Origin of the sequence: Corynebacterium sp. HMSC074A09, assembly GCF_001811545.1 — a bacterium.
GTDB lineage: Bacteria > Actinomycetota > Actinomycetes > Mycobacteriales > Mycobacteriaceae > Corynebacterium > Corynebacterium hiratae.
In genome coordinates, this window is record NZ_KV805155.1 from 57,009 (window position 1) to 81,761 (window position 24,753).

Below are 24,753 nucleotides of genomic sequence, written 5' to 3' on the forward strand. Positions count from 1 at the left end.
CTGGCAGAATCCTTTAACGCCACCTTAAAGCGGGAAGTGCTGCGTGATCGGAAAGTCTTTGACAACCCAATTAGCTGTCGTCAAGAGGTCTTCCGGTGGTGCATGCGCTACAACACGCGCAGGCGGCACTCCTGGTGCAATCTCGTAGCTCCTGATGTCTTTGAAGCCGAGACTTCGGCTATACTGACCACAGCAGCATAGCTAACCCCTAACATGTCTACTTTTCGGGAGACAGGCCCGTACCTAACGAAAAGACATGTACACAGTGGGTAAAACAACACGCGTACTGCACTGTGTAGTGGTTAGCGAAATGGCGGTACGTGATGAGGGGTGCCCACTCCTTACCGTCGACGCTCCGGCGCCGTACAGACCCGGCATCCCCAGTATTTTGAAGAAAAGATAACCCCGCAGGTTTCCCTGCGGGGTTTCGGTACTAGAACGGTGTCTCATTGGTGCCAGCGCCTGCCAGTGCGGCTGCCGCAGCGTCGTTGCCTCGACGGGCAGCACGCGCCGCAGACTCAGCCTTAGAGTCGATGAGCTGCACAGTATCAATTCGTGCGACCAGCGGGTAGTGCTTCACGCCTTCCTTGTCGGTAAAGACATCGGTTTTCAGCGAGTAGCTCACTGCAATGCGATCTCCGGCATGAATGCAGCTAAAGACGCCGGGGTTATCAGCGTCCTTGACGTAGCCGGTCAGCTCAACCATCTCGGACTCAACCTCGCCGGTGGACTTGTTTTTGAAGGCGTTGCGCGCATAGACATTGAGTTTCACCGTTGCGCTGCCGTTTGCGTGCTCGAACAGCTTGGGAGCGCGCGCTGCATTGCCGGTGATGACGCCTGCGTTGAATGGGTTGGACATTAGATTTCTCCTTAATGAGTAGTTGACTGTGTAGTCTTTCAATTTTGTGTTTGAGCAGTGGTTTTACCGCTGCTGCAGTGCCGTGCTAGAGCACGGCTCAGGGAAGGCTGTGCCCCTCGGCTTCCAGGTCGCGCAGTTCCTGCGTTGAACCCGGGTCAGCGTCCTCGCCGTCGATGCCGTCTGCGAGCATGTAGAGCAGCTCTAGGTCCGTGTTCGTGTAATCCGGCATGGTGTGCCTCCTGTTTTGGAATCGGATATTCAATCCGTTCTTTGGAGACAGCTCTGCTGTCTAGACTCTTCTCCCCTACTTGCAGAGGTTGAACATCTGCCCTGTTCACAGAGCTAACAAAAAAAGGAAACCCGCTGTAGCATTCAGCTACAACGGGTTTTAGCAGTTAAAAGTTTCGATAGACGAACACGCCGCCTTCACAGGTACGGGTCGCGGAAACGGTGTAGTCATAGGCTAGGTCTTCTATCCACGAACTCCAGTCGAAGTAGATCCTAAGCTGCGAGTCGGCATCTACTCCATCCATTAATCCAGTATCTTCGGAAAATCCCAGCGCATACTCCTCGAAGTCTGGCCACCATCCGCAGAACTGTTCTCTGAATGTTGCGACGTCCGGGACATTGTTCGCATCTTCAACGATAACGCCATCTTCAGCCCAGCGGCAGAATGCTGGCCATAATGCGTGCCCAACCTGGCCATATGCGTCCACCCAAGATTCAGCATTCTCTGGTGTAATTTCATAGCCTTCCGGTAGATCAGAAGACCGGGAGATTATCGTGGTATCGCACTTATTTGTTATGGGATTTCCCGTGAATGTGTGAACGTCTTGAGCGGTCGGCATCCCCTCCCATTCAGATACCCTAATAAATTTGCCTTTATCGACACCGCTGGCGGTATAGCAATGCTTACAGATGACAGTGGCCCCAGGCTCCTCTAGAGCAGTATCTGATGCTTGTTGCGGAGAGTACATAGTTTGGTCCGTCCTCCTTAAGCGTCCAACAAGATGTGCCGCGCCTTTACAGCGCCTTCGTGCACGCTTGTGATGAGTTTGCTACCTAGGCCGAGGTCGAGGCACATAGCAACTTGAGACGGAAACTTCTCCGCCCCGCTCAGTTCAGTGGCTTTATGCGCAGCCACGCCAGCTAAGCCAGTCTGTCCTGTCGCTTGAGCCAGCACGGCCACGGTAGCTGTTACCTGTGAGCGCATCCGGGTCCAATCACGAGGTACAGCGCGCATAAGCGATTCTGCGAATGCTAGTCCCTGCTGCGGCTCTTCCAACAGCGCGGCAAGCAGCGGATCGCGCAGTGACCATGAGGTGAAGCACTTCAACCCGGCGCGAATGGCGCGCGTATTGGTCGGGTCTGAAATACCTACCATGGCCTGCTCATACCCACGCTGCAGCTCATGGCGAAGAAAAGGTACATCGTAGTTCTCGACATCCTCGATGATGTCTTGGTACTCGACTTCGCTGATGCCGTGTTCGGTGCTATTAAGTCGTTCTTCCAGCTCATCGCGAGACAGCGCCGGTAGCTGACCAGTGTCAAGAATCATCTGCTGCAGTGCAGCGGAGCCTGCGACTTCGCTGACTTCACCGCTGCGTGGTGCTGACAGATCCAGCTGCTGATACACAGTCCACCAGCCAGTCCCGGTGGTGACCTCAGGAACCTGGATGATGGCAAGCACCGTTGGCAACGGCGAGTCCTCACTGAGTAGGAACTTCGCCAAATCGTCTGAAGCAGAAAGATCACTGCTTACCACGTAGGCGATAACGGCGTCTGTATCAAGCTTCTCTGTCCAGGCAGTGAACTGATCTCGATTATTGACCAGCGTCTCAACAGCATCGTCGAGATCAAGCCGTGCAAGTGGACTGAGGGCGAGATGAGGTGAGTCTTCGCTGCGCTTGAAGAACGCCAGCACCAGCGAGTCCTGCGGATAAAATCCCAGTATGCCGGGGATATTGGCGAGTATGTCGCCGTAAGAAGTAAGGGTTTGAGAGTAGGTGGACATGCGGTACTCCTTTGCCAAATACGGAATATGTGTGGTCATTTCCGTATTTGGCCCGAGCTTTGCCGGGCTACGGCGCCGTATCCCTGCCGCACAACGCCCCAGTGTGCTCAGGGCGTCGCTAGCGCTCACCTGGTGCTTGCTTGCAGGATACAAGCGCTAGCGGCGCTGTTCCGTGGATGGAGTGTAGACCTGCTACTTAAGCGTTGCCCTTGGCGCGGTTATGCGACTTGCAGAGCAGTTCGCAGTTGCTCTCGTCAGTGCTACCGCCCTTTGACCAGGCAGTGACGTGGTCGGCGTCCATCTCCTTTTGCGTCCAGATCTTTGCTTTCTTCGCGTCATGCCCGATGGCGCAGTACGAACAGTTCGACACGCCCTCAGCCTTAGCCTTGTCCGTCTGCGTCCTGTAGACGCGCTTCTTCACGGCATCAGTGAACACGCGCACGTTAAGGAGTTTGGTGTCCGTCTTCCCGCCAAGAAGATATTCGTAGACGCCCTTATTCGACTTCACCTGTGAGTCACTCAGCAGATCCTGCGCATCAGCAGTCATTTGAGCGGCGTTGTAGCCCCTAGCGCCGTACTTCTCATACAGCATGTTCCAGGCGATGCCACGCATGGAAGTGTCCGTCATCTTGAAAACGCTGGCCGCCCAGTCAATAACGGCAGTGAAGTAGGTCTGCAGTTCAGCGCAGTCACTGTCTTCGCGGTGCTTGGCCATGTAGCTGTCGATAGACGTGCCCTCACGCTGGGCGATCCACCCTAGGGCAACTTCAAGCACCTCCTGACGTGCCGGGTCGCCTTTTACGAAGTTCGACCATTTCGACATAACGGCTGAGCTTGAGTTAGAAAAGATCTTCTTAGCCGCATCAACGAACGGGCCTGAGTACACGGCATTACGTAACTCTTGGGCTGTGAGCGGTACACCGACAAGGTTGATGGTCTTGAACCACTCTTTGATCTCAGCCTCGGTGCCGTGGCAGTCGTAAATCAGCAACTCAGTATTGAGGATCAATTCTTGCTGGTGCTTGCTCAGCGATGAGAAATACTGCTCATTACCGTCAGTGTCTTTGACGACGAACAGGTCTTTATAGAAGCGACCGATAGAGGTAATGCGCTGCTGTCCGTCAAGAATCTCGAATTTGTCTTCACCCTGCTTGGGCTGGTTGAAGTAGATCAAGCCCAGCGGATATCCCTTGAGCAGTGAGTCAATGACAGCAACGTCTTTCTTGCCGTCGTTGTAGATGTAGTTACGCTGGTACTCCGGTTGGATGGTGAGGTTGCCAGCCAACCCGTATAAGCCCTTGCCTTCGAGTTCGTTGTAATGGAATCCGTCAACGATGTCACGGATCTTGCGTGGGTTGAGTTTTGCTTCCATGACTTAGGACTCCTTGGTCTCGGGGTGGCGGTGGCGGATGAAGATACGCTTGTAGATTGTGTGTGCGATGCCTTCTTCATCGAGTAGATAGCAGTTCTGGACCCGCCAAGTAACATTTCTCTTCCGGTGTGTCACCTGTTCCTCTTTCGGGGGCGGTGTGAAGAATGGGTAGTCAACTGCTAAATCTAGGTCGCCATCGCGACCAACAATGTCGAATTGTTCGGGGCTGTACTTATCAAGAAATGAGATCGGAACTCCCATCACACCGTCATAATCGCTGGGTATCGCCTTAGTTTCTGGAACTTCAATTGCGTCGTAGTTTCCGTACGTGGGGTATCTGGAGCTACGAACCTTCTTCGATCCATAGATAAGATTGTCTTCCATCGTCATCAGGGCTAGAGGCTCATGGCGGCGACCGTGTTCGATATTTGTGAACCATCGGACACCTTTTACACGGACGAATTTATTACCCTGTTCATCCACACGCTGACCCGCGGCGGTGAGTGGGTAACTATCTGGTACACGAAACTCGCGATCGCCGCTAGAGATAGAAGGCCCGTACCAAGTCCTATTCTCTTGGAACAGTGGAAAAACGTCTCGATAAGTAACAGAGTTCATGTTCCCGATAACGGAGAACTGGACGTCCCCCTCAATCAGCCACGCGAGGAACTCCCGGAAGAGTGAGAACGGCGGGTTAGTAACAATGATGTCTGCCTCATTGCGGAGTTTCGTAACCTCCTCAGAACGGAAGTCTCCGTCGCCCTCAAGGTAATCCCACTGGAGATCTTCTTTATTAAGTCGCCCGTCATCGTTGAGGTCGGTGCCCTGCTCAAGGACGTAAATACGCCCCCTGTGCCAGGTGTCATCTTCATTGAACTTTTCGTCCAGGTCTTCGCCCAACTCAAAGTCCAACAGCATCTGGCCTTTCTCAGTCACGGCTGGGTTTGATGCTGGGGCGTAGGAGGTTGAGATCAGCTTCTTCAAGCCGAATTTTTCGAAGTTCAATGCAAAGTACTTGGTGAAGTTACTTGCTCCTGGATCGTCACACGGCAGCAGCACTGTCTTGCCTCTGAACACGTCAGGGTCGTATTCGAGATACGCCTGCATTTCGATTTCGATGTCGTTCCACTGCGTGTAGAACTCGTCGTTTTTCGCGACCTTGGCTGCGCCTAAGTTGGTATTGCCCGCCATCGTCTATGTCACCTTGCTCATTGATTCAGTCTTGATCCTAAAAATGCGCGAGACTCGTGCCTGTAAAACAGGCATCCGGGTAACTCGCGCTCGAAGACAATCTTAGCGGAGTAGTGATAACTTTCTAAGGCGTTCGCGGTGAAAAAGACGTAAAAACATGCGCCATTTTGTTGACATGTCACAGTTCAACATGGTGCAGGATTTTGGCCCTAGTGCACCATCTAGTGCACCAAATGCCGATTTCAACACAAAACAAAGAAGACCCCTACCAGCGTTTCCACTGGTAGGGGCTTGGAAGTTGGTAGCGGGGGCAGGATTCGAACCTACGACCTCTGGGTTATGAGCCCAGCGAGCTACCGAGCTGCTCCACCCCGCGTCGAGATGCACTTCCATACATCAAGCGCTTCAGCACACTGGATATAAACACTAGGGTTGCACCCCGTGTGCCGGCGACGGATGTAACTATACAGACACCTTGGCGCCTACCCAAATCCCCTGGGCAGGCGCCATTTCAAAGGTAAGGCGCCAGGCTCTTACACCGGCGCCAATTCGGAGTTACTGAGACTGCAGGGAGCGGTAGTCCTCCACTGCCTTGTCCAGCTCGTCCAAGGCCTTGCCGTACTCCTCGAAGGATCCGTTCTTGGCCTTGTCCACGCCATCGAGAGCCTTGTTGATGGCGTCGATAGCCTCGCCTTCACTAGATGCCTTCGGAGCGGATGCCGGTGCGGCAGCCTCGGACTCCTTAGAGTCCTTTGCGTCCTTCTTGTCTCCATCGGCAGGTTGCCCATCCTTCTCCGTCTCATTGCCGGAGTCACCCTCAATCTCGGTGATGTCCTGGGCAGCCTTCGGGTCGATGCCCACCTGCTCCAGGGCCTCACCAATCGTCGGCGCATAGCCCACTCGGCCCTTGTAGGAAACGAGCACGCGAAGCAACTTCGGGAACGCGGATTCCTGGCCCTTACGCTGCGAGTAAATCGGCTCCAAGTAGAGGATCTCTCCCCCACCGACCGGCAGGGCCAACAGGTTACCGTTCTTCAGGTCATTCGAGCCTTCCCACAGGGTGCGGTCACGCGCCACCTGGTCAGAAGACATCATGGCATCCTGCGCCTGCTTCGGGCCCTGGGTCTGGGTGTTCGTCGGCAGCACGCGCACGGTGATGTCACCGTAGGTGTCCGGGTCGGAAGACACCGCCATGTGGGCGGACAGGAACTGACGGTTCAAACCACGGTAGGAGGTGATGAGCTGGAAGCTCGGCTTGTTGGTCTCCGGGTCGGAAGCCAGCACATAGTACGGCGGCTGGTTCAGGCCCTGAGCCTCGCCCGCGGTCGGGTCTTCCGGCACGGACCAGAAGGCGTCGTTGTTGAAGAAGACGCCCGGGTCATCCACGTGGTACTTGGCCAGCAGGTTGCGCTGCACCTTGAACATGTCCTCCGGGTAACGCATGTGCTGACGCAGCTCGTCGGAAATCTCCGACTCGGGCTTGACGACGCCCGGGAAAACACCCTCCCATGCCTTGAGCACGGGGTCTTCGGTGTCGAACTCGTAGAGATCGACGGTGCCATCGTAGGCGTCGACAGTCGCCTTGACCGAGTTACGGATGTAGCCCACCCGATCGTTGACCAAACGCTGCGTCGTACCCGTCGGGTTCTGTGCATCCTGGGTGGTCTCCGTCAGGGAGGTGCGCTGCGAATACGGCAGGGAATCCAAGGTGGTGTAGCCGTCGACAATCCACTTGATGCGGCCGTCGATGACCGCCGGGTAGGTGGAGGAATCCGTCGTCAGCCAGGGAGCAACCTTCTCCACGCGCTCGCGCGGGTCGCGGTCATAGAGCAGTTTGGACTCCGGCCCCACACGGTCCGACAGCAGGAAGTTGAGTTCCTGGTACTTCAGCGCAAAGGCAGTGCGGTCAACAATGTTGCCGATGTCGACGCCACCCTTACCGTCATAGGTGTAGGTAGAGGTATCGGTGTCATACTCGACGGCCTCATCACCGGTCTTGCCCACGATGGCGTAGTCCATTCCATCCTGGGCGCTAGCGATCACCGGGCCGAAATAGGTTCGCGGCTGGTCCACCTTGATACCGAGGGATTCTTCAGCATTCTGGGTTTCGCCCTCACCTTCGGCGTCCTTACCCGCCTGGGTCTGCAAGTCAGCCACCGTGAAGATGGGGAAACCACCACGGGCCGAACCGGCATCACGAGCTACCTCATCGACTGTGTTGGCCTGCGCCGCAATGAAGCCATTGCCGTGGGTATACACGGTGTGGCGGTTAATCCAGTTCTGCTGGTTCTCCTGCAGCTCGTTCGGATCCAGCTCGCGGGCTGCAACCACGAAGTCGCGGAGTTCGCCATCGATTTCATAGCGATCCATCGCCAGCGTCTCTGGGAAGCCGTAGAAGTTCTTCAGCTGCTGCATCTGGGTGAACGTCGGCGCCAAAATATCCGGGTCCAGCAGGCGCAGGTTGGAAATGGTGGAGTCATCGGAAGCAACCTTGTCATCGGCGACGTCCTCCGCGCCCCAGTTCTCCTCGTAAGTCACCTTCTCATCGGTGAGGCCATAGGCAAAGCGAGTGGACTCGATGTTGCGGGAGATGGACTCCGCCTCCTTAGCCTGACGGTTCGGGTTCACGGAGAAACGCTCCATGATGAGCGGCCAGCCCTGGCCAATGACCAAGGAGGACAGCACCATGAGCACCACGGCCAGGCCAGGGATACGCAGGTCCTTAATGACCACCGCAGAGAAGATTGCCACGGCCACGAACACGCCGATGATCATGAGAATGATCTTTGCCGGCAGGTAGGCATTGATGTCCGTGTAGGAACCACCCGTAAACAGCGAGTGCTGGTTGTACAGCAACTCGTAGCGCCCCAGCCAGTAGCCAGCCACCTGGAGCAGCATCCAAATGCCACCAGTCACGGCGAGCTGGGTGCGGGCCGCCTTCGACAACGAACCACGCACGCCGGCGGCGCGATTGCCCAAGCGAATGCCACCAAGAATGTAGTGCCCCACAAGTGCGATGAGGAAGCACACGGCGACCAGCATGGAGGCGGCGCTGACCAGCATTGACCACACCGGCAAGCGGAAAGCGTAGAAGCCAAGGTCGTGATTGAACTGCGGATCCGTCACCCCAAAATCGTGGGAATTGAGGAAGAGCATGACGGTCCGCCAGTTGGCTTGCCCCAACAGGCCGGAAACGACGCCAACGAGCACCGGGATGACCTTGAGGAAGACACTCATCGTGCTCTCAATGGACTTGCGGTACTGATAGACGGGGGAATTGAAATCCGCCATGTCCATCGAGTCACCGCGCCCCCGCCACACAATCAGGCCCGCAACGTACGTAATAGCCGCTGCTACGAGGCCGAAGAGGATGAAGAGGACGATGCGCGTGATCAAGGTCTTGGTGAAGACCCCACGGTACTCAATCGCGCCGAACCACTTCCAATCCGTATAGAAGCCCACCAACATGGGGCCAATGAACAAGAGGACCGCGATGATGGCGACAACCCACGAGAGAAATTTGGGCGGCCGTTTCATCGGGGCGGCGGGTCGGTTGAGTCCGGAAGCCAACTCCAGCTCCAATCAAGTGTCGTGCGAATATAGAGGTATCAAGCTTCTAGTCTAGAGAAGCACTATGACCGTCAACGAACAAGGACGCTTATGAGTTCCCAACCTTCCTCCCAGCCCGCTGTACACCGCGCGCTCAACAAGGCCATGCGCGAAGCCGTGGACTTCATCCACGCCGAGGGCTGGGATGCGCCTCCTACCCTTTTTGCTCTCGTCCCCACTGAGCTGGTGGCCGCCCAGCTTGGGGACGTGGACGACTCCTCTCCCCTCACCCTCGTGGTGCAAGAGTTGCCGGAAGGCATCGAACCGGGATCGGAGCACCTCGCGGACTACGTCTCGCGCCTGGCCTGGTCACAGGAGATCGCCGGCGTCATCCTGGCCCAGGAGATCATGTTTAAGGACACCTCGGACGCCGCGCTTGCCGACGCCCGCCCCGCCCGCCTCTTCTCCGGAGTCCTGCGGGCTACCGCCATGGACGGTAGCGCCACGGCCGACGCCGAGGATGTCGATGGCCACGGCCCCGAGCTCACCCTGCTGCAATTGCGTCCGACCGAGGAGGAACTCGCTGAGGCCGGCCCCTTCGCGGAAGATGATATTCAGCTGCGCGGTGGTCCGAATGTGGCACCGGGCGTCATCGCTGCCCTGCGCTACGGGTTGGAGCAGGATCCGGAAGAGATACTCTAATCGACTAAACTCAGAATGCAGTGGCCATTAGTGCTCAGCTCTCCGGGCTGGGCACGCAATTGATAGAGGAGTCTCTCGTGCGCTTGACATCCCGCTTCACCGCCGCAGCTTCGGCCGTGCTTGCCACCGGCTGCCTGCTCACCGCATGTGGGAAGGACGATGTTCCCTCCCCTGAGCCGGCTCCTGCGAGCGAAGCAACCACCGCCGCGGAGAAGACCAGCGCGCCGGCCCCGGCCACCTCCGCCGAGGAATCCGAGACGACCACTCCCGCTGCGTCCGAGTCTGCAGACAGCTCGGAAGCGGAGGATGAATCCTCGACAGCAGGAAGCTCCGCTGCTCGGAAGGACAAAGACAAGGACGCCAGCGAGTCCGCTGAGCCCAGCGGCAAGTTCACCGACTCTGTGGAACAGGCTTATGAGATCTTTGGCGGCCTCGTCCCAGAGGAGATCTTCGCTCAATTCGACCGCTGCGATCCCAACGGCGTGACGGATTCCTTCAACTGCTCCGGCTCAGAGGTGGGCCAGTTCCAGTTCTTCAAGTCGAAGACCAAGGCTTCCCAGACCACCCAGGTGCTCACCGAGCTGCGCAGCTCCCGTGTCATCGAGGACAGCGGAAGCCGCGTCGTGGGCTGGTCCATGTTGGGTAACACGGCCATCCTCACCGTGGTGGATAACGATGAGGGCCTCATCATGCAGCAGATGATTTCCACGGACCAGGACGATCCGGAAGAGCGCCTCAAGGAGCTTGGCTTGGTCTAGGGCCGCAACTTCCTTAAGGTCTAGCCTTCGCAGGTCTCGACGGGGCTTCCCTCGGCGAAGTTGTGCATAGCCTCGATGGCATCATCCAGCGTGTGGACCTTGGCCACCACCATGTCGCCCGTTTTGCGGCTAACCGCCTCCGCGCAATTATCGGCTGGGGCGAGGAAAAGCTCGGCGCCCGCCTCCTGCGCTGCATTTACCTTATGGACGATGCCACCGATGGGGCCGACCTCTCCGTCCTCGCCGATAGTGCCGGTGCCGGCAACGAAGCGGCCGCCGGTGAGGTCCTCACTGGAAAGCTTGTCAATCACCGCCAGCGTAAACATCATGCCGGCCGAGGGCCCGCCAATGTCCTGCAGGTTATAGTCCACCGTGATGTCCTCGGTGGGCACCGAGGTCATAAGGATGCCTAGCAGGGCCACGTCCCCCTGCTCTGGGTGGGAGCCGAGGGTGACCCCGACAGTCTTTTCCTCGCCCTTGCGAACGATGCCTAGCTCCACCTCATCGCCAGGCTGAAGAGCACGAATCTTCTCTTGCACTTGGCCAGGCTCCGTGACCTTGTCACCGTTGACGGTGGTGATGATGTCGGCGTCGTCAAGCGCGCCTGCTGCGGGGCCGTCGTCGAGGACTTGTGCGACCTCAATCCGCACGGGCTTGTCCAGATAGTCCATGGCGGCGACCGTGGCCGCTGACTCGGACTGGGTAAAGGCCTGCTGATTGGCCTCCTGGACCTCCTTATCTGTCTTGCCCTGCGGGATAACATTCTCGATGGGGACGATGGTGTCATCCGTCAACAGCCACCGGCCCAGGGCCTGGGCTAGCGTCATGTTGGTGCGCACAGAGACCGTGGTCATGTTGAGATGCCCCTGCGGCTGGAACGTCTCTGGGGCTTCGACGTTGACCACCGGCTCACCTTCCACCTCGCCCAAAGTGTCCACGGTGGGCCCTGGTCCTTCGGCGGCGTAGGGAACGGACAAGGTGATATCGGTGCCGGGAATGTGGTCGATGCTGAGCAGGGCTCCCGTCAACACCACCGGAATGGCTCCCCACGTGAGGGTGGACAGGCGGCGGGCTCGGGGGTTCTGCGGGGTTTTCACGGAGGATCAGCCTACAGCCTTAGGCTGCCTGTTCGCTCTCAGCGTTGCCGTGGTCCTAGAATCCGTGCTAGGAAACCTAGTAGATTAGGGCCCATGAGCAACGGATTCGGTTTTTCCTTCCCCAATAACGACGATGACGATGATAACGATCGTCGCGACCAGAACCCGTTCGGCGCCTTCGGCTTCAGCGCGGGCAACGGTGGCCTAGGAGACCTGTTGAATCAGTTCGGCCAGATGCTGTCCGGCATGGGTTCCTCCATGAACTCCCCGGAGGGTGCTGGCCCGGTCAACTATGACTTGGCCAAGCGCATCGCGCACCAGCAGATCTCCCGCGATAAAGAGGTCAGCGAGCAGGACCGCACCGCCGTGCAAGAAGCCGTGCGGCTGGCAGAACTGTGGCTGGATGATGCCACGATTCTGCCCACCGCGTCCGGCACCGTGACCGCGTGGAATTCCGCGCAGTGGCTGGATGAGACGCTGCCGATGTGGCAGCGCATGGTCACTCCGGTAGCCGAACACATGAATTCCGCGCAGTTGGAATCCCTACCGGAGGAGGCCCGCGAGATGATGGGCCCGATGACCTCGATGATGAACTCGATGTCTGGCATGAACTTCGGGATGAAGCTCGGCCACGCCCTCGGTGATCTGGCTGCCCAGGCGTTGACCGGTTCTGACTTCGGCTTGCCTGTCTCCCCCGCAGGCACCACCGCACTCTTGCCGCACAATATCCAGGCCATCGCGCGCGATCTCAACGTTCCGGGCCAGGAGGTACTCGTCTACATCGGCGCCCGTGAGGCCGCCCGCCAGCGCCTGTTCAAGCACGTGCCGTGGTTGGTCGAGCGCCTCGTCTCCTCCGTTGAGGAATACGCCATGGGCTTGGTCATCGACACCTCCCATATCGAGGAAGCTACCCGCGAGCTCAACCTGGAATCCGGTGACCCGCAGGCCATCCAGGACGCGATGAACAAGCTGCAGGGCATGGACCTGTCCCCGCGGATCACCTCCCGCAACGCGGGAGCGGCTTCCCGCTTGGAGACCCTCCTGGCACTCGTCGAGGGCTGGGTTGAACACGTGGTGACCGAGGCGCTGGGAGAGCGCATCCCGTCTACGAAGGCAATGACTGAGGCGTGGGCGCACCGCCGCTCCACTGGCGGCTCCGCGGAGAAGGCCTTCTCCCAGGTCGTCGGCATCGAGCTCAACGCCCCGAAGGTGGAGGCCGCCGCTGAGCTGTGGCGCCGCGCCACCGTCGCGGTGGGCGCCGATAAGCGCGATTCCGCCTGGGACCACCCGGATCTTCTGCCCACGGCGGAACACCTGGAGAACCCGGCGTCCTTCATCGACGGTTTGCTCGATGACAATCCTGATGAGGGCTTTGAGGCAGAATTCTCCAAGCTGGAGGAGATGCTTCGCCAGCAGGATGCCGGGGACGATGCCAGCGATAACACCAGCGACAGCGCTGGTGAGGACACAGACGCCGACGGCGGCGAGGACAAAGAGGACGGGCCGGAAGAAGAGAACTAGCGGAAAAGCTGGTAGGCCTCGAGGTACCCCTTCGCGCGCTCTGCTTTAGGGGCGCGGTCAGCCCACTCCCAGAATTCCGGGCCATGGCCCGGAATGAAGGTGTGCGTCAGCTCGTGGATGATGACCGCATCGAGCACATAGTCGGGGACGTCCTGCAGCCGGTCGGAAATCCGAATATCTCCCGTTGAGGTAGTGCAACTGCCCCAGCGGGATTTTTGGTTGCTGACCCACCGAATGGATCCCACCGTGGCGCGGTCGTCCAAAAAGCGAGTGTTCAACGTGCGTGCGCGGGCGGCGAGAGAGGCATCGGAGCGCTGCGACGAGGTGTGCTTCTTGCGCACCTTCGCCACGATCTCATCCACTGCTTTCTGTTCTTCTGCTGACGACATCCAGGCAGGAATGCGCACCTCGAGGACACCTTCAACAACGCGGGCTTGGACGGTGCGACGGCGCCGGGCGGAGCGAATGACACGGACCTCGGGGTTGTTCGACATGACAGGGCATTCTACCTGTGGTGCAATGATGGCTAAGCACAGCTGGGGTGGGTCATCAACGGGGAGGAAACCATGTCTGCACAGACGTATATGCTGGCGCCGGAAACCACAATCCTGGAGCGCGAGCCCGGGATGCTCCAGTGTGGGATGGATGCCACGCGCGTCGGCGTGTTCGAGGCCCACCCACAACTGGCACGCCTGCTCAATCGGTTGCGCACCCCGCTGACCCGGCAGACCATTGAAAAATCCATCGAAAATACCGGCACCAGCCCGTCTGCTGCCCGCAGCCTGGTTGATGATCTGATCAGTTACCGCGTTCTGTGGCCAGCGCCCCAGCCGCAGCGCGTGGCCGTGCTGGGTACGTCGGCCCTCGCTAACGAGCTACGCGACGTCCTCCTGAACGATTCCTTCCAGCCCCGCTCCCCTCTCCACAGCGAAACACCCTCCGAGTACATCGCGAACGTGGCCGGGCACCTGCCGATTGTCGCCGTCGACATGCTGGACGGCGCGACGGAATGGGCACAAGCCCTGCACAAATCCTCGGCGACGTGGCTACCGGTATCGATGCTGGATGCCCGCGGCATCATCGGTCCGGTCCGCGTAGCCGGCGCGGGGCCTTGCCCACTGTGCGCGCATCTGCACCGCATCGATGCGGACGAGCAGTGGCACGAGGTGGCGCGCCGCGCCGCCGCGGTAGAACCGCCGGGGGATCCGATCGTGCGCACCGCAATAGTGATGCATGCTGTGGTCACCATCCGCCGCCTTTTGGGAAGGCCCGCCCCGCCCGGGGCTCCCGGCGGCAAGCCGTTAGCCGGGGAGCTTAAGGAGATAGACCCCTACGGGATCGAGCAACACCGGCTGTTGATGGAGCACCCACGCTGTACGTTCTGCGCCGGTGCCTAACCCCGGGTAGAGGCGATGATCTGCAACACCTCCGCGCCGTAGCGCTCCAGCTTGGAGGGGCCTACCCCGGAGATGTCGAGCAACTCGGCCTCGCTGGCGGGAAGCGCCTCCGAGATGGCTTGCAGGGTGGCATCGGAAAACACGACGTAGGCAGGAACCTGGGAGTCCTTAGCAACGGACGCGCGCCAGGCGCGCAGCGCGTTGAAGACATCCTCATCGCCCTCATATTCGCACCACTCGTGGCGCCCCAGAACCTTTTCGGCGGGACTGCTGAGCTGGCCCGAGCACACGCGGCAGCGGCGCGGGCGATAGCGACGGTTCGATGACTGGCTCTCCTCGATTCCCGGCACCACGCCGTCAAGGAAGCGAGTTCGCTCACGCGAAGCCCGCGAACCGGTCGTCTTGGCTAACGCCCACGACAAAGCCAGGTGCTCGCGCGCACGGGTAATGCCGACATAGAACAGCCGGCGCTCCTCCTCCACGTGCTCATCGCCGGCCTTGATGGCGTGGTTAATGGGCAAGAGTTTTTCGGTGAGGCCAACGAGGAAGACCGCATCCCACTCCAAGCCCTTGGCAGCGTGGATGGTCGCTAGGGTCACGCCCTCCATCGTGGGGTTGTGCTTGTTTTCGGATCGGCGGTGCAGCTCCCCCAGCACGCCAGGCAGGTCGATCCCTTCGTGGTCCTCCACGATCTGCGCGATGAGATCCACCAACGCCGTGAGCGACTGCCAGCGCTCACGCGCCTGCGCGCCCTGCGGCTCCGTGGCGGACAGCCCCAGCTCCACGAAGGCCGCACGTGCCACGGCCACAGGATCATTCGGCAGATCATCACGGCGCGTGGCAGCGATGAGCACGCGGATGGCCTCCAAGATCTCTGGGCGGCGGAAGAATCCCTCGCCGCCGCGGACTTGGTAGACCACTCCGGCGTCGGCAAGCGCCTGCTCAAACTGCTCTGATTGCGCGTTGATGCGGTAGAGAATTGCGATTTCGGAAGCCTTCACGCCCTGGTTGAGCAAAGTCAGAACCTGGCCCGCGACCTCCTTGGCTTCGATCTCCTCAGACTCATAGGCCTTAAAAGTGGGCTCGGGGCCAGGCTCGCGCATACCTTGCAGCTCCAGGCGGGTCCCCGCCGCGCGGCCCGTGGCCTTCGAGATGACCTCGTTGGCCAAATCCGTCACCTGCGGAGTGGAGCGGTAATCTCGCTGCAGCTTTACCACCGTGGCCTGCGGATACGTGCGGGAAAAATTCAGCAGGTACTCCGGGGAAGCTCCGTTGAAGGAATAAATGGTCTGGTTAGCATCGCCCACGACCGTCAGGTCATCGCGCTCCCCCAGCCAGGCCTCCAGCACGCGCTGTTGCAGCGGCGTCACGTCTTGGTACTCATCGACGACAAAGGTGCGGTACTGCTCACGGAAGACCTCCGCCACCGCAGGTACGTTCTCGATGGCGCCCGCGATGTGCATGAGCAAATCATCGAAATCAAGGTACATGAGATCCGGGGTGGCCTTCATGTCCTCGTAGCGGCGGAAGACCTCTGCCACCTTGGCCGGATCCCCCGGTGCTTCGCGGTCCGTGGACTCGATGACGCCGGGATAGCCCTCGGGGCTAATCAACGAAGACTTCGCCCATTCGATTTCCCCCAGGAAGTCACGGATGGTGTCCTTGTTATTGTCCAGACCGAGCGAACGCACCGCACGTGCAACCAGGCTGAACTTATTATCGATGAGCTGCCACGGCAGATCCCCGGCGACCTGCGGCCAGAAGTACTTCAGTTGGCGGCGCGCCGCGGCGTGGAAGGTTTGAGCCTGCACTCCCCCGACACCCATCTGGTTGAGACGCTCGCGCATTTCACTCGCGGCACGAGAGGTAAAAGTGACGGCCAGAACACGCTGCGGGTTGACGAAGCCCTGATCCACCATGTGGGCGATGCGATAGGTGATCGTGCGAGTTTTGCCCGTTCCGGCACCGGCCAGGATGCAGACCGGGCCGCGCGGCGCCGTGGCGGCGGCCCGTTGGTCTTCATCGAGCAGGGACAGATCCGGTCTCATCACCGTGGAACCACTCCATAATCATCGTGTGTGCAATTGAGCCCTGGCGGGCAATGGTCATTGTTGGAAGCTCGGCGCGGGACACCCACCGCACCTCAGCGAGCTCGTCGTCAGTATCGCACACGGGCTGGACATCCTCCGTGACCGCGGAAAAGCCCACCATCAACGAACCGCTCGGCGGCCACGGCTGTGAACCCCAGTACTTGACTGACTCCACGCGGCGGCCGGTCTCTTCCAGTGCCTCCCGGATCATCGCTTCTTCGAGGGTCTCACCGGGATCCACATAGCCGGCAATCAAGGAGAAGAAGTTAGGACGGTGGCGGTTACGAGCCAACAGGATTTGGTCCGAGTCTGCGTGACGGATAATACCGATGACGGCGGGATCAAGGCGTGGGAAGACGAGGCGCTCGCCGTCGCGCCCCACCGCCCCGGGCGCAGGATAAGACAGCTCGCGGCCGCTGCGCGGATCAAAGCGCGCTTCCCGACGGTTACGGATCAGGTGCAGGGCTTTGAGGATGTCGCGCTGACCGTTAAAGAAGGTGGCATCACGCAGCGAGCCGAGCCGCTCGGCGGCCTCGGTGCCCAGTAGGAAAGCATGGATGGCCCCGGCCGTGACCACGATGTCCCCCGCCGGCTCAGCCAGAAAGACCGGCTGGCCCTGTGGCGTAACCGGGACGCGGCCGGTCTCGGTGACAGGAAGGAACATTAGTTGCCTTCGTCCTCGTCTTCATCGGAATCTTCCGCGGCCTGCTGCATCTCGTGCTTGATGTAGAGCAGGCGGTCACCGGGCTTGAGCGCGTACGCATCTGCCGTGTCGACGCGGTGCAGCTCGTTGTTGCGCAAGACGGCCAGGACAATGTCAGCGAGGTGGCGCGGGTTGGAGCCCACCTCGAATTCGCGCACCGCGCGCTCCGCCACGGAGAAACCCTCATTTGGTGAGAGGAGATCCTCCATCATCTCCACCACGGTTGGCGTTACGGTAGCGAGGCCCAGGAGGCGGCCGGCCGTCTCCGCCGAGGTCACCACCGAATCAGCGCCGGATTGAAGGAGAAGGTGGCGGTTTTCAGATTCACGCACAGACGCGACCACCTTGGCCTTAGGGTTAAGCTCGCGCACGGACAACGTACACAGCACCGCGGTATCGTCCGTGGACGGAGTCACCACTACGGAGGATGCATGCTGCGCGCCGGCGATGCGCAGGACGTCCTGCTTGGTTCCGGAGCCATAGATGGTGACGAGGCCGTGGTGCTCGGCACTGGCCAAGGCTGCACGGTTGTTATCAACAACAACGATCTGGGAGGCGGGGACGTCGTCGGCGATCAGCGCGGCGACCGCACCGGCGCCCTTGGTGCCATAGCCGATGACGACGGTGTGGTTACGCAATTGCTTTCTCCAATTCTGGATTTCAAACGTGCGACGGGCTCGATCCGTCAGAACCGACAAGGTAGCACCGACCAACAAAACAAGGAAGAGCAGGCGGGCCGGGGTAACGATAATAAGGTTAATGAAGCGCGCGGTGGGAGTCACAGGGACAATATCGCCGTAGCCCACAGTGGTCAGCGACACCGCCGAGTAATAAGCCGCATCCAAGAAAGACAAATCCTCGCTATACCCGTCACCGTCGAAAAAGACGATGATGGTGACAAAGACCATCAGCCCCATGGCCCATATCACGCGGCGCGCCAGTTGCTTCCACGGGCTGGTGCTTTGCGTGCGCGGAATCGTGATGACATCGAGCAACGCGTGGTCAGGCTGCGAGGTCAGCTCAACCTGCGATAAAAAACGCGACGTAATGCGTTTTCTTAAGTGCTTGGGCACGAAGCGCCAACCTCCCTAGATGATGCGGATTTCCTCGTGAGACTACCTTAGACTCAACCCTGGTGGCGTGGAAACTGCAGAGCTTAAAAGCTCAGCCAGCCGTGCTCCAGTGGGCAAGTCATCCGGCTCCAAAAGGTAGTTCTCATGCACATAGAAGAACGCCGCGCGGACGGTCTCCACGCCGTGAATACGCCGCCATGCCTCCGCATACACGGCGAGCTGAATCTGCGCCGAGTTCAGTGCAGCGCCCTGCGGGCGGCGGCCAGTCTTCCAGTCCACGATGAGCCAGGAACCATCCGGTTGTTGGAAGACCGCGTCCATGCGGCCGCGGACGACCGAGTCCCCAATGGTGATCTCAAAAGGCGCTTCCACATAGGCAGGTGTGCGCTGCGCCCACTCCGAATCTAGGAAAGACTCTTTGAGTGATTCCAGGTCGTGGTCCGGCTCATCGTGGGAGCCGGGCAGCTCGTCCTCCCCCAGCAAGGCGGGCGCCCCAAACCGATCCTCCAGCCAGGCGTGGAAGGCGGTGCCGCGCTTGGCATAGGAGTTAGGTTTGAAGGGAATGGGGCGGCGCTGGCGGCGGGCAAACTGAGTGGGATCCGCTGACATCGCCACCATGTCGGAGGCTGTCAACTCGCCAGGCAGCTCCACATCGACCACCGGGGCTTGGAGGGCTTTGTGTTCCTCGATGAGCGCGCTCGCCTCCTGCTCCCAGAGTCCAAAGACCTCGCCATCGCGCAGCGGTGGCAGGTTCTCCATTGCCGCGCGCACCGCGTCTGCGGCCTTGAGCGCTTCCGGTTGCGGGGTTAGTGCAGGGAAGGAGGCCTCCGTAACAGAACGCTCTTCGTCTTCCACGGGGTTCTCGGGGACCTCCCAGTGGACGACGAGCTCTGGGTGCTTATCCGCCAGCAGTTGCAGGTAGGAATACGGGCCCTTCTTGCTCTTGCCCTTCGCCTTATTGGTTCCGGAGCCAGTCACCGTCAGGGTGGACTCGGTGCGGGTCATTGCCACGTAGAACAGGCGGGCTGCTTCCTCTGCTTGGAACTCGCGGTTTTGTTCCTTGAAAGCCTCACACGCCTTGTCGAAGTCGGAGCGTGTCACCGCGTCCTCGGGGACATCGATGACATCCTCATCACCCGGTGCTTTTTCGATCTTGGTCAGGAAAGTCTCCGCCTGCGCCTTATAGCTTGTGGAATCCGCGTGTGCCACGCAGAGGTGTTCCCATTCCAAGCCCTTAGCCTTGTGCACCGTCATGATGTGGACGCGGTTGCGCACGAGCGGGACCTCTCCCAACTCAAGGCCGTCTTCCTTCTCCTTAGCCAGCTCAAGATAGTCCAGGAGCCCGGCTAGGCCCTCCCCGTGGAAACCAGCGACGACGTCGGCGAAGGCGTCGAGGTGTGTTGCCCCGCCTGGCTTCCCGGAGGCTAAGACCTCGGTACGCAGACCAAAGAGCAACTCAATATCGGCGACAATGTCGTTGAGCGACTTTCCCAGGGAATAGGTGCGGAGGTAGCGCAGCTTGGAGGAAACCTCTTCCATGCGCTCTAGGCCTTCGGCACTGTAGCGCTCGCGTTCGCCGAGGTCTGCGAGGGCGTCGGCAAGCCCCAGCACCTGGTCAGGCCCCTCTGCGGTGATGTCCTCGATTTGGGTAGCCAGGTGCTCCAGGGGATCACCGCCCTCCCAGCGTGTGCGCCCCTCCGCAGCACCGGCAAGGTTGCGCTGACGCGAATGCAGCGCCTGGATGTCGGCGATACCTAGGCCGCACATCGGCCCGGTCAGCACGCGCAGCGCCGCCGCGGTGTCCTGCGGACGCACCAGCAAGGTGGCCACCGCTACGAGGTCTTGGATCTCCGGCTGCCAGAGCAGCCCGCCGAGACCAAAGATTTCGTTGGGGACCCCGGCCTTGTCCAGGGCCGCGGCGATCAACGGCGACTGTTTATTGGTGCGCACGAGTACTGCGGCGCTGAAGTCCTCACCCTCCGGCGTGGACTCATAGAGCTGACGCAGGTGCTCTGCGATGAAGTCTCGTTCCTCATCTTCGGAGGCGAAATAGCCCAGCTCCACCGTGCCTGCCGGCGCGGTGGGCTTCGGCGATAGCTCATTCACCGGCCGCTCACCCGGGCTTTCGGAGAAGAGCTTCGAGGCCACGTCATTGGCCATTCCCAGCACCGTCGAGGGGTTGCGCCAGGAGGTGGTCAGCTGGTCTTTGGGCGCCGGGGTGCCGTCAGCCTGCGGGAAGTCCGTGACGAAGGCCTCGAGGTTTTCCGCCGTCGCCCCGCGCCAGCCATAGATGGACTGCATGGGGTCACCGACCGCGGTAACCGAGAGCCCCTCGCGCTTACCACCGAAGAGGGAACGCAGCAGGATGCGCTGCGCGTGGGAAGTGTCCTGGTACTCATCCAGCATGACCACGCGATACCGCGCGCTTTGTTGCTCGCCCAAGAGGGGGAAGTTTTTGGCCAGGGTGGCAGCGATGGACATCTGCTCGCCGAAGGTGATGACGCCCCGCTCCGCCTGTTCCTTCTTCAGTGCTTCCACCAAGGGCAGGTACTCCAGGCGCAGGCGTTGGGTATCCAGGTATCCCTGCAGCTTTTGGCTGTACTCACTGCTGGTCCTCTTGCTCTTCTCTAGGTCCTCAGCGGTCTTGCGGAAGATGTCCTCGTGCTCATACAGATCATGGGGATCCTTGAGCTCCCCGTCCATGGTCTCTGCCAGTTTGAGCAAGGTGGCGGTGACCGTGGCCACGGCATTATCGGTGCTCAGCGAGCCCGTGTAGTTGCTGACGACCTCGTGGGCGATGGCATAGCGCTCCGCCTCAGTGATAATGCGGGCATTCGGCTCCACCGGCATGAGCAAGCCATACTCGCGGACCAGATCACCCGCGTAGGAGTCATAGGTGGAGACGTTAGGCGCGATATTCTCCACTGCCTCTGCCGCTGGGCTGCCCGGAGCAAGGATTCCTGAGGAACGCAGGGTCAGCAACTGGCGGCGGATGCGCTGCTCCAGCTGCTGGGCTGCCTTGCGGGTAAAGGTCAGGCCCAGGACTTGCTCGGGCCGCACCAACCCGTTTGCGACGAGCGACACCACGCGCGAGGCCATCGTCTCCGTCTTACCAGCGCCCGCGCCGGCCACGACCAGTTTCGGCCCGAGTGGACCATCGATAACTGCGGCTTGCTCTGCGGTGGGAGGAAAAGGCTTCCCCAGCGCGCTGGCCAGCTCCTCAGGACTGAAGTGTTGGGTAGGGTTCTTAGGCATCGGTCACCAGAGCTCCTTCATTCATCACAGGGCAAATAGGGCGGATCGGGCACCGATCACAATCGGCGTTTTCACGCGCGGTCAGCCCCGGTCCGCGCAGCTCGGCTACAAGTGCAGGTAGCGCCTGCGCAAATTCCTCGAGTTCCTCCGGGGGCTTGGTGGCTTGTTCCCGGGTGGACACGGAGGCAGCGCTGGATCGCGGGTACACCAGCACGCCGCCGCCACGCGGCAGGCCGGCACCGGTCCGGATGGATACAGACTGAGGCTCGCCGTCAGAGTCTGCTGGTGCCGTGACGAGTTCACCGTGTGCCAGGGCCAGTTGATACGTCATGAGCTGGGTATTGTCCTGGGCGCTGGCCTTAGAGGGAACCGTTGTTCCGGTCTTGAGATCCACCACAACGTAGTCCTCACCGGCCTTCGCCAGCCGGTCGATGAACCCACGAATGGTGACATCGGGGCCGATGTCCACGGTGACGGGGACCTCAACGCCGACGGGTTCGAGTGACGTCGAGCTCGAGAGCACCCAGCCGTGCGTGCGGTCGATGAGGCGCTCAAAGTCCGCGCGCTCAGCCTCGCGGCGCCATGAGGGGCCATCGAGCAGCGCAGCGAAGGCATCAACCACGAGCTGCTTCGCGGGTTCTGCGGCTGCTCCCCGGCCCAGCGCCTCTAGGAAAGCATGCGCCAAGTTTCCCCGCAGGAGGTTGATATCCGCTGAGTCATCTTCCACGAGCTGCCCGAGCACCGCGTTGAGCGGACACGTGAGCAGGGCATCGACCCGGGACGGCGACACGGTACTGGAACCATGCAGCGGCAGCTCCGAGGCCACGCCGCGGGCGGCCCACCACTGATTCGGGTGCGCCCCCGGAACCCCAGCCTCCGCCAGACGGGCCACCTGCCGCACCGCTTGGGAGCGCTCGGCCTCACCCGTCTCCGGATCGGTAGCGCAACGCCGCAGCTGCGCCACGAAGGCGGGCACCGACAGCACGGAGACGTCAAGGGGATCGAGCTCTTCCTCCCCACTAGCCGCACTGGGCAACGTCACTGGATGCGGTTCCGGAACCTCGAGGCCCAGCTCGCGTGGCCAGGCCTGGCGCGCCAGCCGCTTACCCGCTTCCCGGCGCGCTTGTGCTCCCGGAACATCGACACCGCGAGCGGACAGGAACTCATCGATGAAGCGCGACGGCTCCTCAGCCACATCGCTCTCCGGCGAATCCACCGCGAGGACGAGCAGGCGGCATCGGTGGCGCGTGGTGGCCACGTGGAAGAGCCGGCGCTCCTCCGCCAAGCGCCCCGACACGTGGCTAACTGGGGTGCCGGGTGTGATGCCGCGATCCAGCAAATCGATGAGGTCTTCCTGGCCGAAAAGAGAGCCCGTCTCCCCTACCGAGGGCCACGTTCCTTCCTGAACGCCCGCCACGATGACGGTGTCCCACTCACGGCCCACCGCGCCGTGCGCGGTGAGGATCTCTACCGCATCAGGCAGCGCCGAGCGACGATCTCGCACGCCGGTGGGCAATTCTTGCTCCGTGATGTGCACGATGAAGGACTCTAGGGAGGCCGCCGGGCGGCGCTCGGCATAGTCACCGGCGGCATCGAACAGCGCCATCATGGCATCCAGGTCTCGGTCCGCCTGCGAACCCGCAGCACCGCCGCGCAGGGCTGCCGCCTGCAGGCGCGTGTCCAAACCGGTGGCCTGCCACACCTCCCAGAGAACCTCCTCGACTGCGGCGCCTACGTGCAGGGCCGCGCGCCCGGCGGATAGCACCCCGCGAATACGGGCCAGGATCGCTTCTTCGCGCTCTGTCAGGAGGTTGTTGAAGTCCGGCAACTCACCATCCAGCAGCTCTCGCAGCGTGTCCATACCGCGCTGCTCAGGCTTCCAACGGCGCAGGCCCCGAATAAGTCGGCGCAGCGTCACCGGATCAGCGCCGCCGACGGGACCAGTAATCAGGTCCTCGAGCTCCACGGGCTCAAGCTCATTCTCCAGGGCGCGCAGAGCCAGAAGCACCGCCTTGACCAAGCGCTGCTCAGCGAGCACCACGTCCGTGGGGTTGATGTGCACCGGCACGCCAGCAGACAGCAGCGTGCGCCGGGCGGGGCCGATATCCCCAGTAGAGCGCACGATGACAGCGATATCACGCCAGTCCACACCGTCCTCGAGGTGCCGGCGGCGAACCGTGTTGGCCAGGACATCGCGCAAGGTGCCGCGGGACTCCACGACGCTCACGCAGGCCGGGGAGGGAGTGCGGTGCGTCGAGTCTAAGCACAGCTCGTTCTCCGCCTCCCACGTGGTGAGGAATTCCGAATTAGCACCACGGAAAGCAAAGACCGCTTGGTCGGGGTCACCACCAATCACGGTGAGGCGGGCGGTCTTCGCCAACTCCGCGATCAGCTGGCCGGAGGTCGGATCGAGCAACTGGGCGTCATCGACCACGATGGTGTGCCACGGGTGCTCGCGCAGTAGCTCAGGGCGCAAAAGCACCTGGCTGACCAGTTCTGCCGCGGAATAGGAATGCGAACCCGCCAGCGCCTGAGTCCGCTCATATTCGCGCAGGAACTCGCCGGCAGCAGTCCACATGGGCCGAGCATGGCGCTCCCCGAGCTCCTCGAGCTCTGTCGGGCCCAGCCCCCGTTCGATGGCACGCAACAACAAGTCACGCAACTGGCGCGCAAAACCCACGTACTCCAGGGCCGGCCGCATCTCCTCCGGCCACGCACCCCTGCCATCCGCAGCATGGCCTTGGAGCAGCTCGCGGATGACCGCATCCTGCTCTGCGCCGGTAATCAGGCGCAGCTCTTCCTCGCTGCTCTGGCGCAGCAATGCAAAGGCCAAAGAGTGCACCGAGCGCACCATCGATGCTTGCGCCGCATAATCATCGAGGTTTTCTGCTAATTCCCTGCGCAGCAGCGAACCGGATTCCTTGGACGGGGCGACGACGAGGATGCCGGAGGCATCGGCCCCGGCGTTGAGCTGGCCCAAGACCACGTCGATCAGCAGGCTCGATACTCCGGACCCGGCCGCGCCGAGCACCCGCCACGTGCCTTCCGTGGGCACCGGTACATCCCATGTGCGCGACGTGGCCCGGCGGTTCCGGGGAACAAGGCGGACATCCGGCGAGGGAGGAAGCGTGACGCCGGAACGTGTGGGGGATTCGCTGCTGTACTTCACGCC

At 60.9% G+C, this 24,753-nt stretch carries 19 protein-coding genes and 1 tRNA gene; 5 read left to right on the plus strand and 15 right to left on the minus strand.

The window, feature by feature from the left end; all coding sequences use genetic code 11:
• Positions 1-201 (plus strand): integrase core domain-containing protein (locus tag HMPREF2807_RS13550; protein ID WP_083306711.1); only part of this gene is annotated, 201 nt, incomplete at its 5' end.
• 232 nt (positions 202-433) lie between these two features.
• Here HMPREF2807_RS13550 and HMPREF2807_RS09185 read toward each other — a convergent pair.
• The 8 genes from HMPREF2807_RS09185 to HMPREF2807_RS09215 form a co-directional block, all read right to left on the minus strand.
• Positions 434-859 carry a single-stranded DNA-binding protein gene (locus HMPREF2807_RS09185; protein WP_068801519.1) on the minus strand — a complete coding sequence of 142 codons (426 nt, stop codon included), beginning with the start codon at positions 857-859 and terminating at the stop codon, positions 434-436.
• Between the two features lie 97 nt (positions 860-956).
• Positions 957-1,088, minus strand: a complete 132-nt coding sequence (locus HMPREF2807_RS14300; protein ID WP_255365582.1) for a hypothetical protein — start codon at positions 1,086-1,088, stop codon at positions 957-959.
• Positions 1,089-1,254: 166 nt separating this feature from the next.
• Positions 1,255-1,836: an antirestriction protein ArdA gene (locus HMPREF2807_RS09190; RefSeq protein ID WP_070512128.1), complete on the minus strand. Its 582-nt coding sequence runs from the start codon at positions 1,834-1,836 to the stop codon at positions 1,255-1,257.
• Between the two features lie 17 nt (positions 1,837-1,853).
• Positions 1,854-2,873 (minus strand): DUF4192 family protein, encoded by a 1,020-nt coding sequence (locus HMPREF2807_RS09195; RefSeq protein WP_070512131.1) that lies wholly within the window; start codon positions 2,871-2,873, stop codon positions 1,854-1,856.
• Between the two features lie 196 nt (positions 2,874-3,069).
• The gene (locus HMPREF2807_RS09200) at positions 3,070-4,245 is read right to left on the minus strand and encodes an HNH endonuclease family protein (RefSeq protein WP_070512135.1); all 1,176 of its coding nucleotides are present in this window, start codon (positions 4,243-4,245) and stop codon (positions 3,070-3,072) included.
• A 3-nt stretch (positions 4,246-4,248) separates the two neighbouring features.
• Positions 4,249-5,436 (minus strand): adenine-specific methyltransferase EcoRI family protein, encoded by a 1,188-nt coding sequence (locus tag HMPREF2807_RS09205; RefSeq protein WP_070512139.1) that lies wholly within the window; start codon positions 5,434-5,436, stop codon positions 4,249-4,251.
• Positions 5,437-5,735: 299 nt separating this feature from the next.
• Positions 5,736-5,812 (minus strand) — tRNA-Met (locus tag HMPREF2807_RS09210).
• A gap of 179 nt (positions 5,813-5,991) precedes the next feature.
• Positions 5,992-8,973, minus strand: coding sequence for a UPF0182 family protein (locus HMPREF2807_RS09215; protein WP_070512144.1), 2,982 nt, complete (start codon positions 8,971-8,973; stop codon positions 5,992-5,994).
• 123 nt (positions 8,974-9,096) lie between these two features.
• Here HMPREF2807_RS09215 and HMPREF2807_RS09220 point away from each other — a divergent pair, with 123 nt between their 5' ends.
• Both HMPREF2807_RS09220 and HMPREF2807_RS09225 read left to right on the plus strand, forming a co-directional pair.
• Positions 9,097-9,687 carry a PPA1309 family protein gene (locus tag HMPREF2807_RS09220; protein WP_070512147.1) on the plus strand — a complete coding sequence of 197 codons (591 nt, stop codon included), beginning with the start codon at positions 9,097-9,099 and terminating at the stop codon, positions 9,685-9,687.
• 77 nt (positions 9,688-9,764) lie between these two features.
• Entirely contained in the window at positions 9,765-10,445 is a 681-nt protein-coding gene (locus HMPREF2807_RS09225; RefSeq protein ID WP_049156211.1) for a hypothetical protein, read from the plus strand.
• Between the two features lie 20 nt (positions 10,446-10,465).
• Here the strand turns inward: HMPREF2807_RS09225 and HMPREF2807_RS09230 are convergent, their stop codons facing one another.
• Positions 10,466-11,542, minus strand: coding sequence for a YlbL family protein (locus tag HMPREF2807_RS09230; protein WP_070512151.1), 1,077 nt, complete (start codon positions 11,540-11,542; stop codon positions 10,466-10,468).
• Between the two features lie 93 nt (positions 11,543-11,635).
• Here HMPREF2807_RS09230 and HMPREF2807_RS09235 point away from each other — a divergent pair, with 93 nt between their 5' ends.
• Positions 11,636-13,063: a zinc-dependent metalloprotease gene (locus tag HMPREF2807_RS09235; protein ID WP_070512156.1), complete on the plus strand. Its 1,428-nt coding sequence runs from the start codon at positions 11,636-11,638 to the stop codon at positions 13,061-13,063.
• On the opposite strand, the gene HMPREF2807_RS09240 is transcribed toward HMPREF2807_RS09235, so the two are convergent.
• Complete coding sequence (locus HMPREF2807_RS09240) at positions 13,060-13,557, minus strand: M48 metallopeptidase family protein (RefSeq protein WP_070512160.1); 498 nt, start codon at positions 13,555-13,557, stop codon at positions 13,060-13,062. The two genes, HMPREF2807_RS09235 and HMPREF2807_RS09240, sit on opposite strands and share 4 nt — an antisense overlap.
• Before the next feature lie 72 nt (positions 13,558-13,629).
• Between HMPREF2807_RS09240 and HMPREF2807_RS09245 the strand changes: the two genes are divergently transcribed.
• Entirely contained in the window at positions 13,630-14,460 is an 831-nt protein-coding gene (locus tag HMPREF2807_RS09245; protein ID WP_070512163.1) for a hypothetical protein, read from the plus strand.
• On the opposite strand, the gene HMPREF2807_RS09250 is transcribed toward HMPREF2807_RS09245, so the two are convergent.
• Genes HMPREF2807_RS09250 through HMPREF2807_RS09270 form a run of 5 tightly spaced genes read right to left on the minus strand, consistent with a single transcriptional unit; the run spans position 14,457 to position 24,750 of the window.
• Positions 14,457-16,508 (minus strand): ATP-dependent DNA helicase UvrD2, encoded by a 2,052-nt coding sequence (locus tag HMPREF2807_RS09250; RefSeq protein WP_158397690.1) that lies wholly within the window; start codon positions 16,506-16,508, stop codon positions 14,457-14,459. The two genes, HMPREF2807_RS09245 and HMPREF2807_RS09250, sit on opposite strands and share 4 nt — an antisense overlap.
• Complete coding sequence (locus HMPREF2807_RS09255) at positions 16,480-17,214, minus strand: NAD(+) diphosphatase (RefSeq protein WP_046647468.1); 735 nt, start codon at positions 17,212-17,214, stop codon at positions 16,480-16,482. The genes HMPREF2807_RS09250 and HMPREF2807_RS09255 overlap by 29 nt, the downstream gene beginning before the upstream one ends.
• A complete protein-coding gene (locus HMPREF2807_RS09260) occupies positions 17,214-18,326 on the minus strand; it encodes a potassium channel family protein (RefSeq protein ID WP_049156104.1) in 1,113 nt (370 codons plus the stop codon). The genes HMPREF2807_RS09255 and HMPREF2807_RS09260 overlap by 1 nt, the downstream gene beginning before the upstream one ends.
• Positions 18,327-18,368: 42 nt before the next feature.
• Positions 18,369-21,581, minus strand: coding sequence for an ATP-dependent helicase (locus HMPREF2807_RS09265; protein WP_070512170.1), 3,213 nt, complete (start codon positions 21,579-21,581; stop codon positions 18,369-18,371).
• Positions 21,574-24,750: an ATP-dependent DNA helicase gene (locus HMPREF2807_RS09270; RefSeq protein ID WP_083306712.1), complete on the minus strand. Its 3,177-nt coding sequence runs from the start codon at positions 24,748-24,750 to the stop codon at positions 21,574-21,576. The genes HMPREF2807_RS09265 and HMPREF2807_RS09270 overlap by 8 nt, the downstream gene beginning before the upstream one ends.
• Positions 24,751-24,753 lie beyond the last annotated feature (3 nt).

Bases quoted from the DNA above. Each gene is read 5' to 3' on its own strand.
- HMPREF2807_RS09185 (WP_068801519.1), bottom strand. From the start codon at position 859: ATGTCCAACCCATTCAACGCAGGCGTCATCACCGGCAATGCAGCGCGC.
- HMPREF2807_RS14300 (WP_255365582.1), bottom strand. From the start codon at position 1,088: ATGCCGGATTACACGAACACGGACCTAGAGCTGCTCTACATGCTCGCA.
- HMPREF2807_RS09190 (WP_070512128.1), bottom strand. From the start codon at position 1,836: ATGTACTCTCCGCAACAAGCATCAGATACTGCTCTAGAGGAGCCTGGG.
- HMPREF2807_RS09195 (WP_070512131.1), bottom strand. From the start codon at position 2,873: ATGTCCACCTACTCTCAAACCCTTACTTCTTACGGCGACATACTCGCC.
- HMPREF2807_RS09200 (WP_070512135.1), bottom strand. From the start codon at position 4,245: ATGGAAGCAAAACTCAACCCACGCAAGATCCGTGACATCGTTGACGGA.
- HMPREF2807_RS09205 (WP_070512139.1), bottom strand. From the start codon at position 5,436: ATGGCGGGCAATACCAACTTAGGCGCAGCCAAGGTCGCGAAAAACGAC.
- HMPREF2807_RS09215 (WP_070512144.1), bottom strand. From the start codon at position 8,973: ATGAAACGGCCGCCCAAATTTCTCTCGTGGGTTGTCGCCATCATCGCG.
- HMPREF2807_RS09220 (WP_070512147.1), top strand. From the start codon at position 9,097: ATGAGTTCCCAACCTTCCTCCCAGCCCGCTGTACACCGCGCGCTCAAC.
- HMPREF2807_RS09235 (WP_070512156.1), top strand. From the start codon at position 11,636: ATGAGCAACGGATTCGGTTTTTCCTTCCCCAATAACGACGATGACGAT.
- HMPREF2807_RS09240 (WP_070512160.1), bottom strand. From the start codon at position 13,557: ATGTCGAACAACCCCGAGGTCCGTGTCATTCGCTCCGCCCGGCGCCGT.
- HMPREF2807_RS09245 (WP_070512163.1), top strand. From the start codon at position 13,630: ATGTCTGCACAGACGTATATGCTGGCGCCGGAAACCACAATCCTGGAG.
- HMPREF2807_RS09250 (WP_158397690.1), bottom strand. From the start codon at position 16,508: ATGAGACCGGATCTGTCCCTGCTCGATGAAGACCAACGGGCCGCCGCC.
- HMPREF2807_RS09255 (WP_046647468.1), bottom strand. From the start codon at position 17,214: ATGTTCCTTCCTGTCACCGAGACCGGCCGCGTCCCGGTTACGCCACAG.
- HMPREF2807_RS09265 (WP_070512170.1), bottom strand. From the start codon at position 21,581: ATGCCTAAGAACCCTACCCAACACTTCAGTCCTGAGGAGCTGGCCAGC.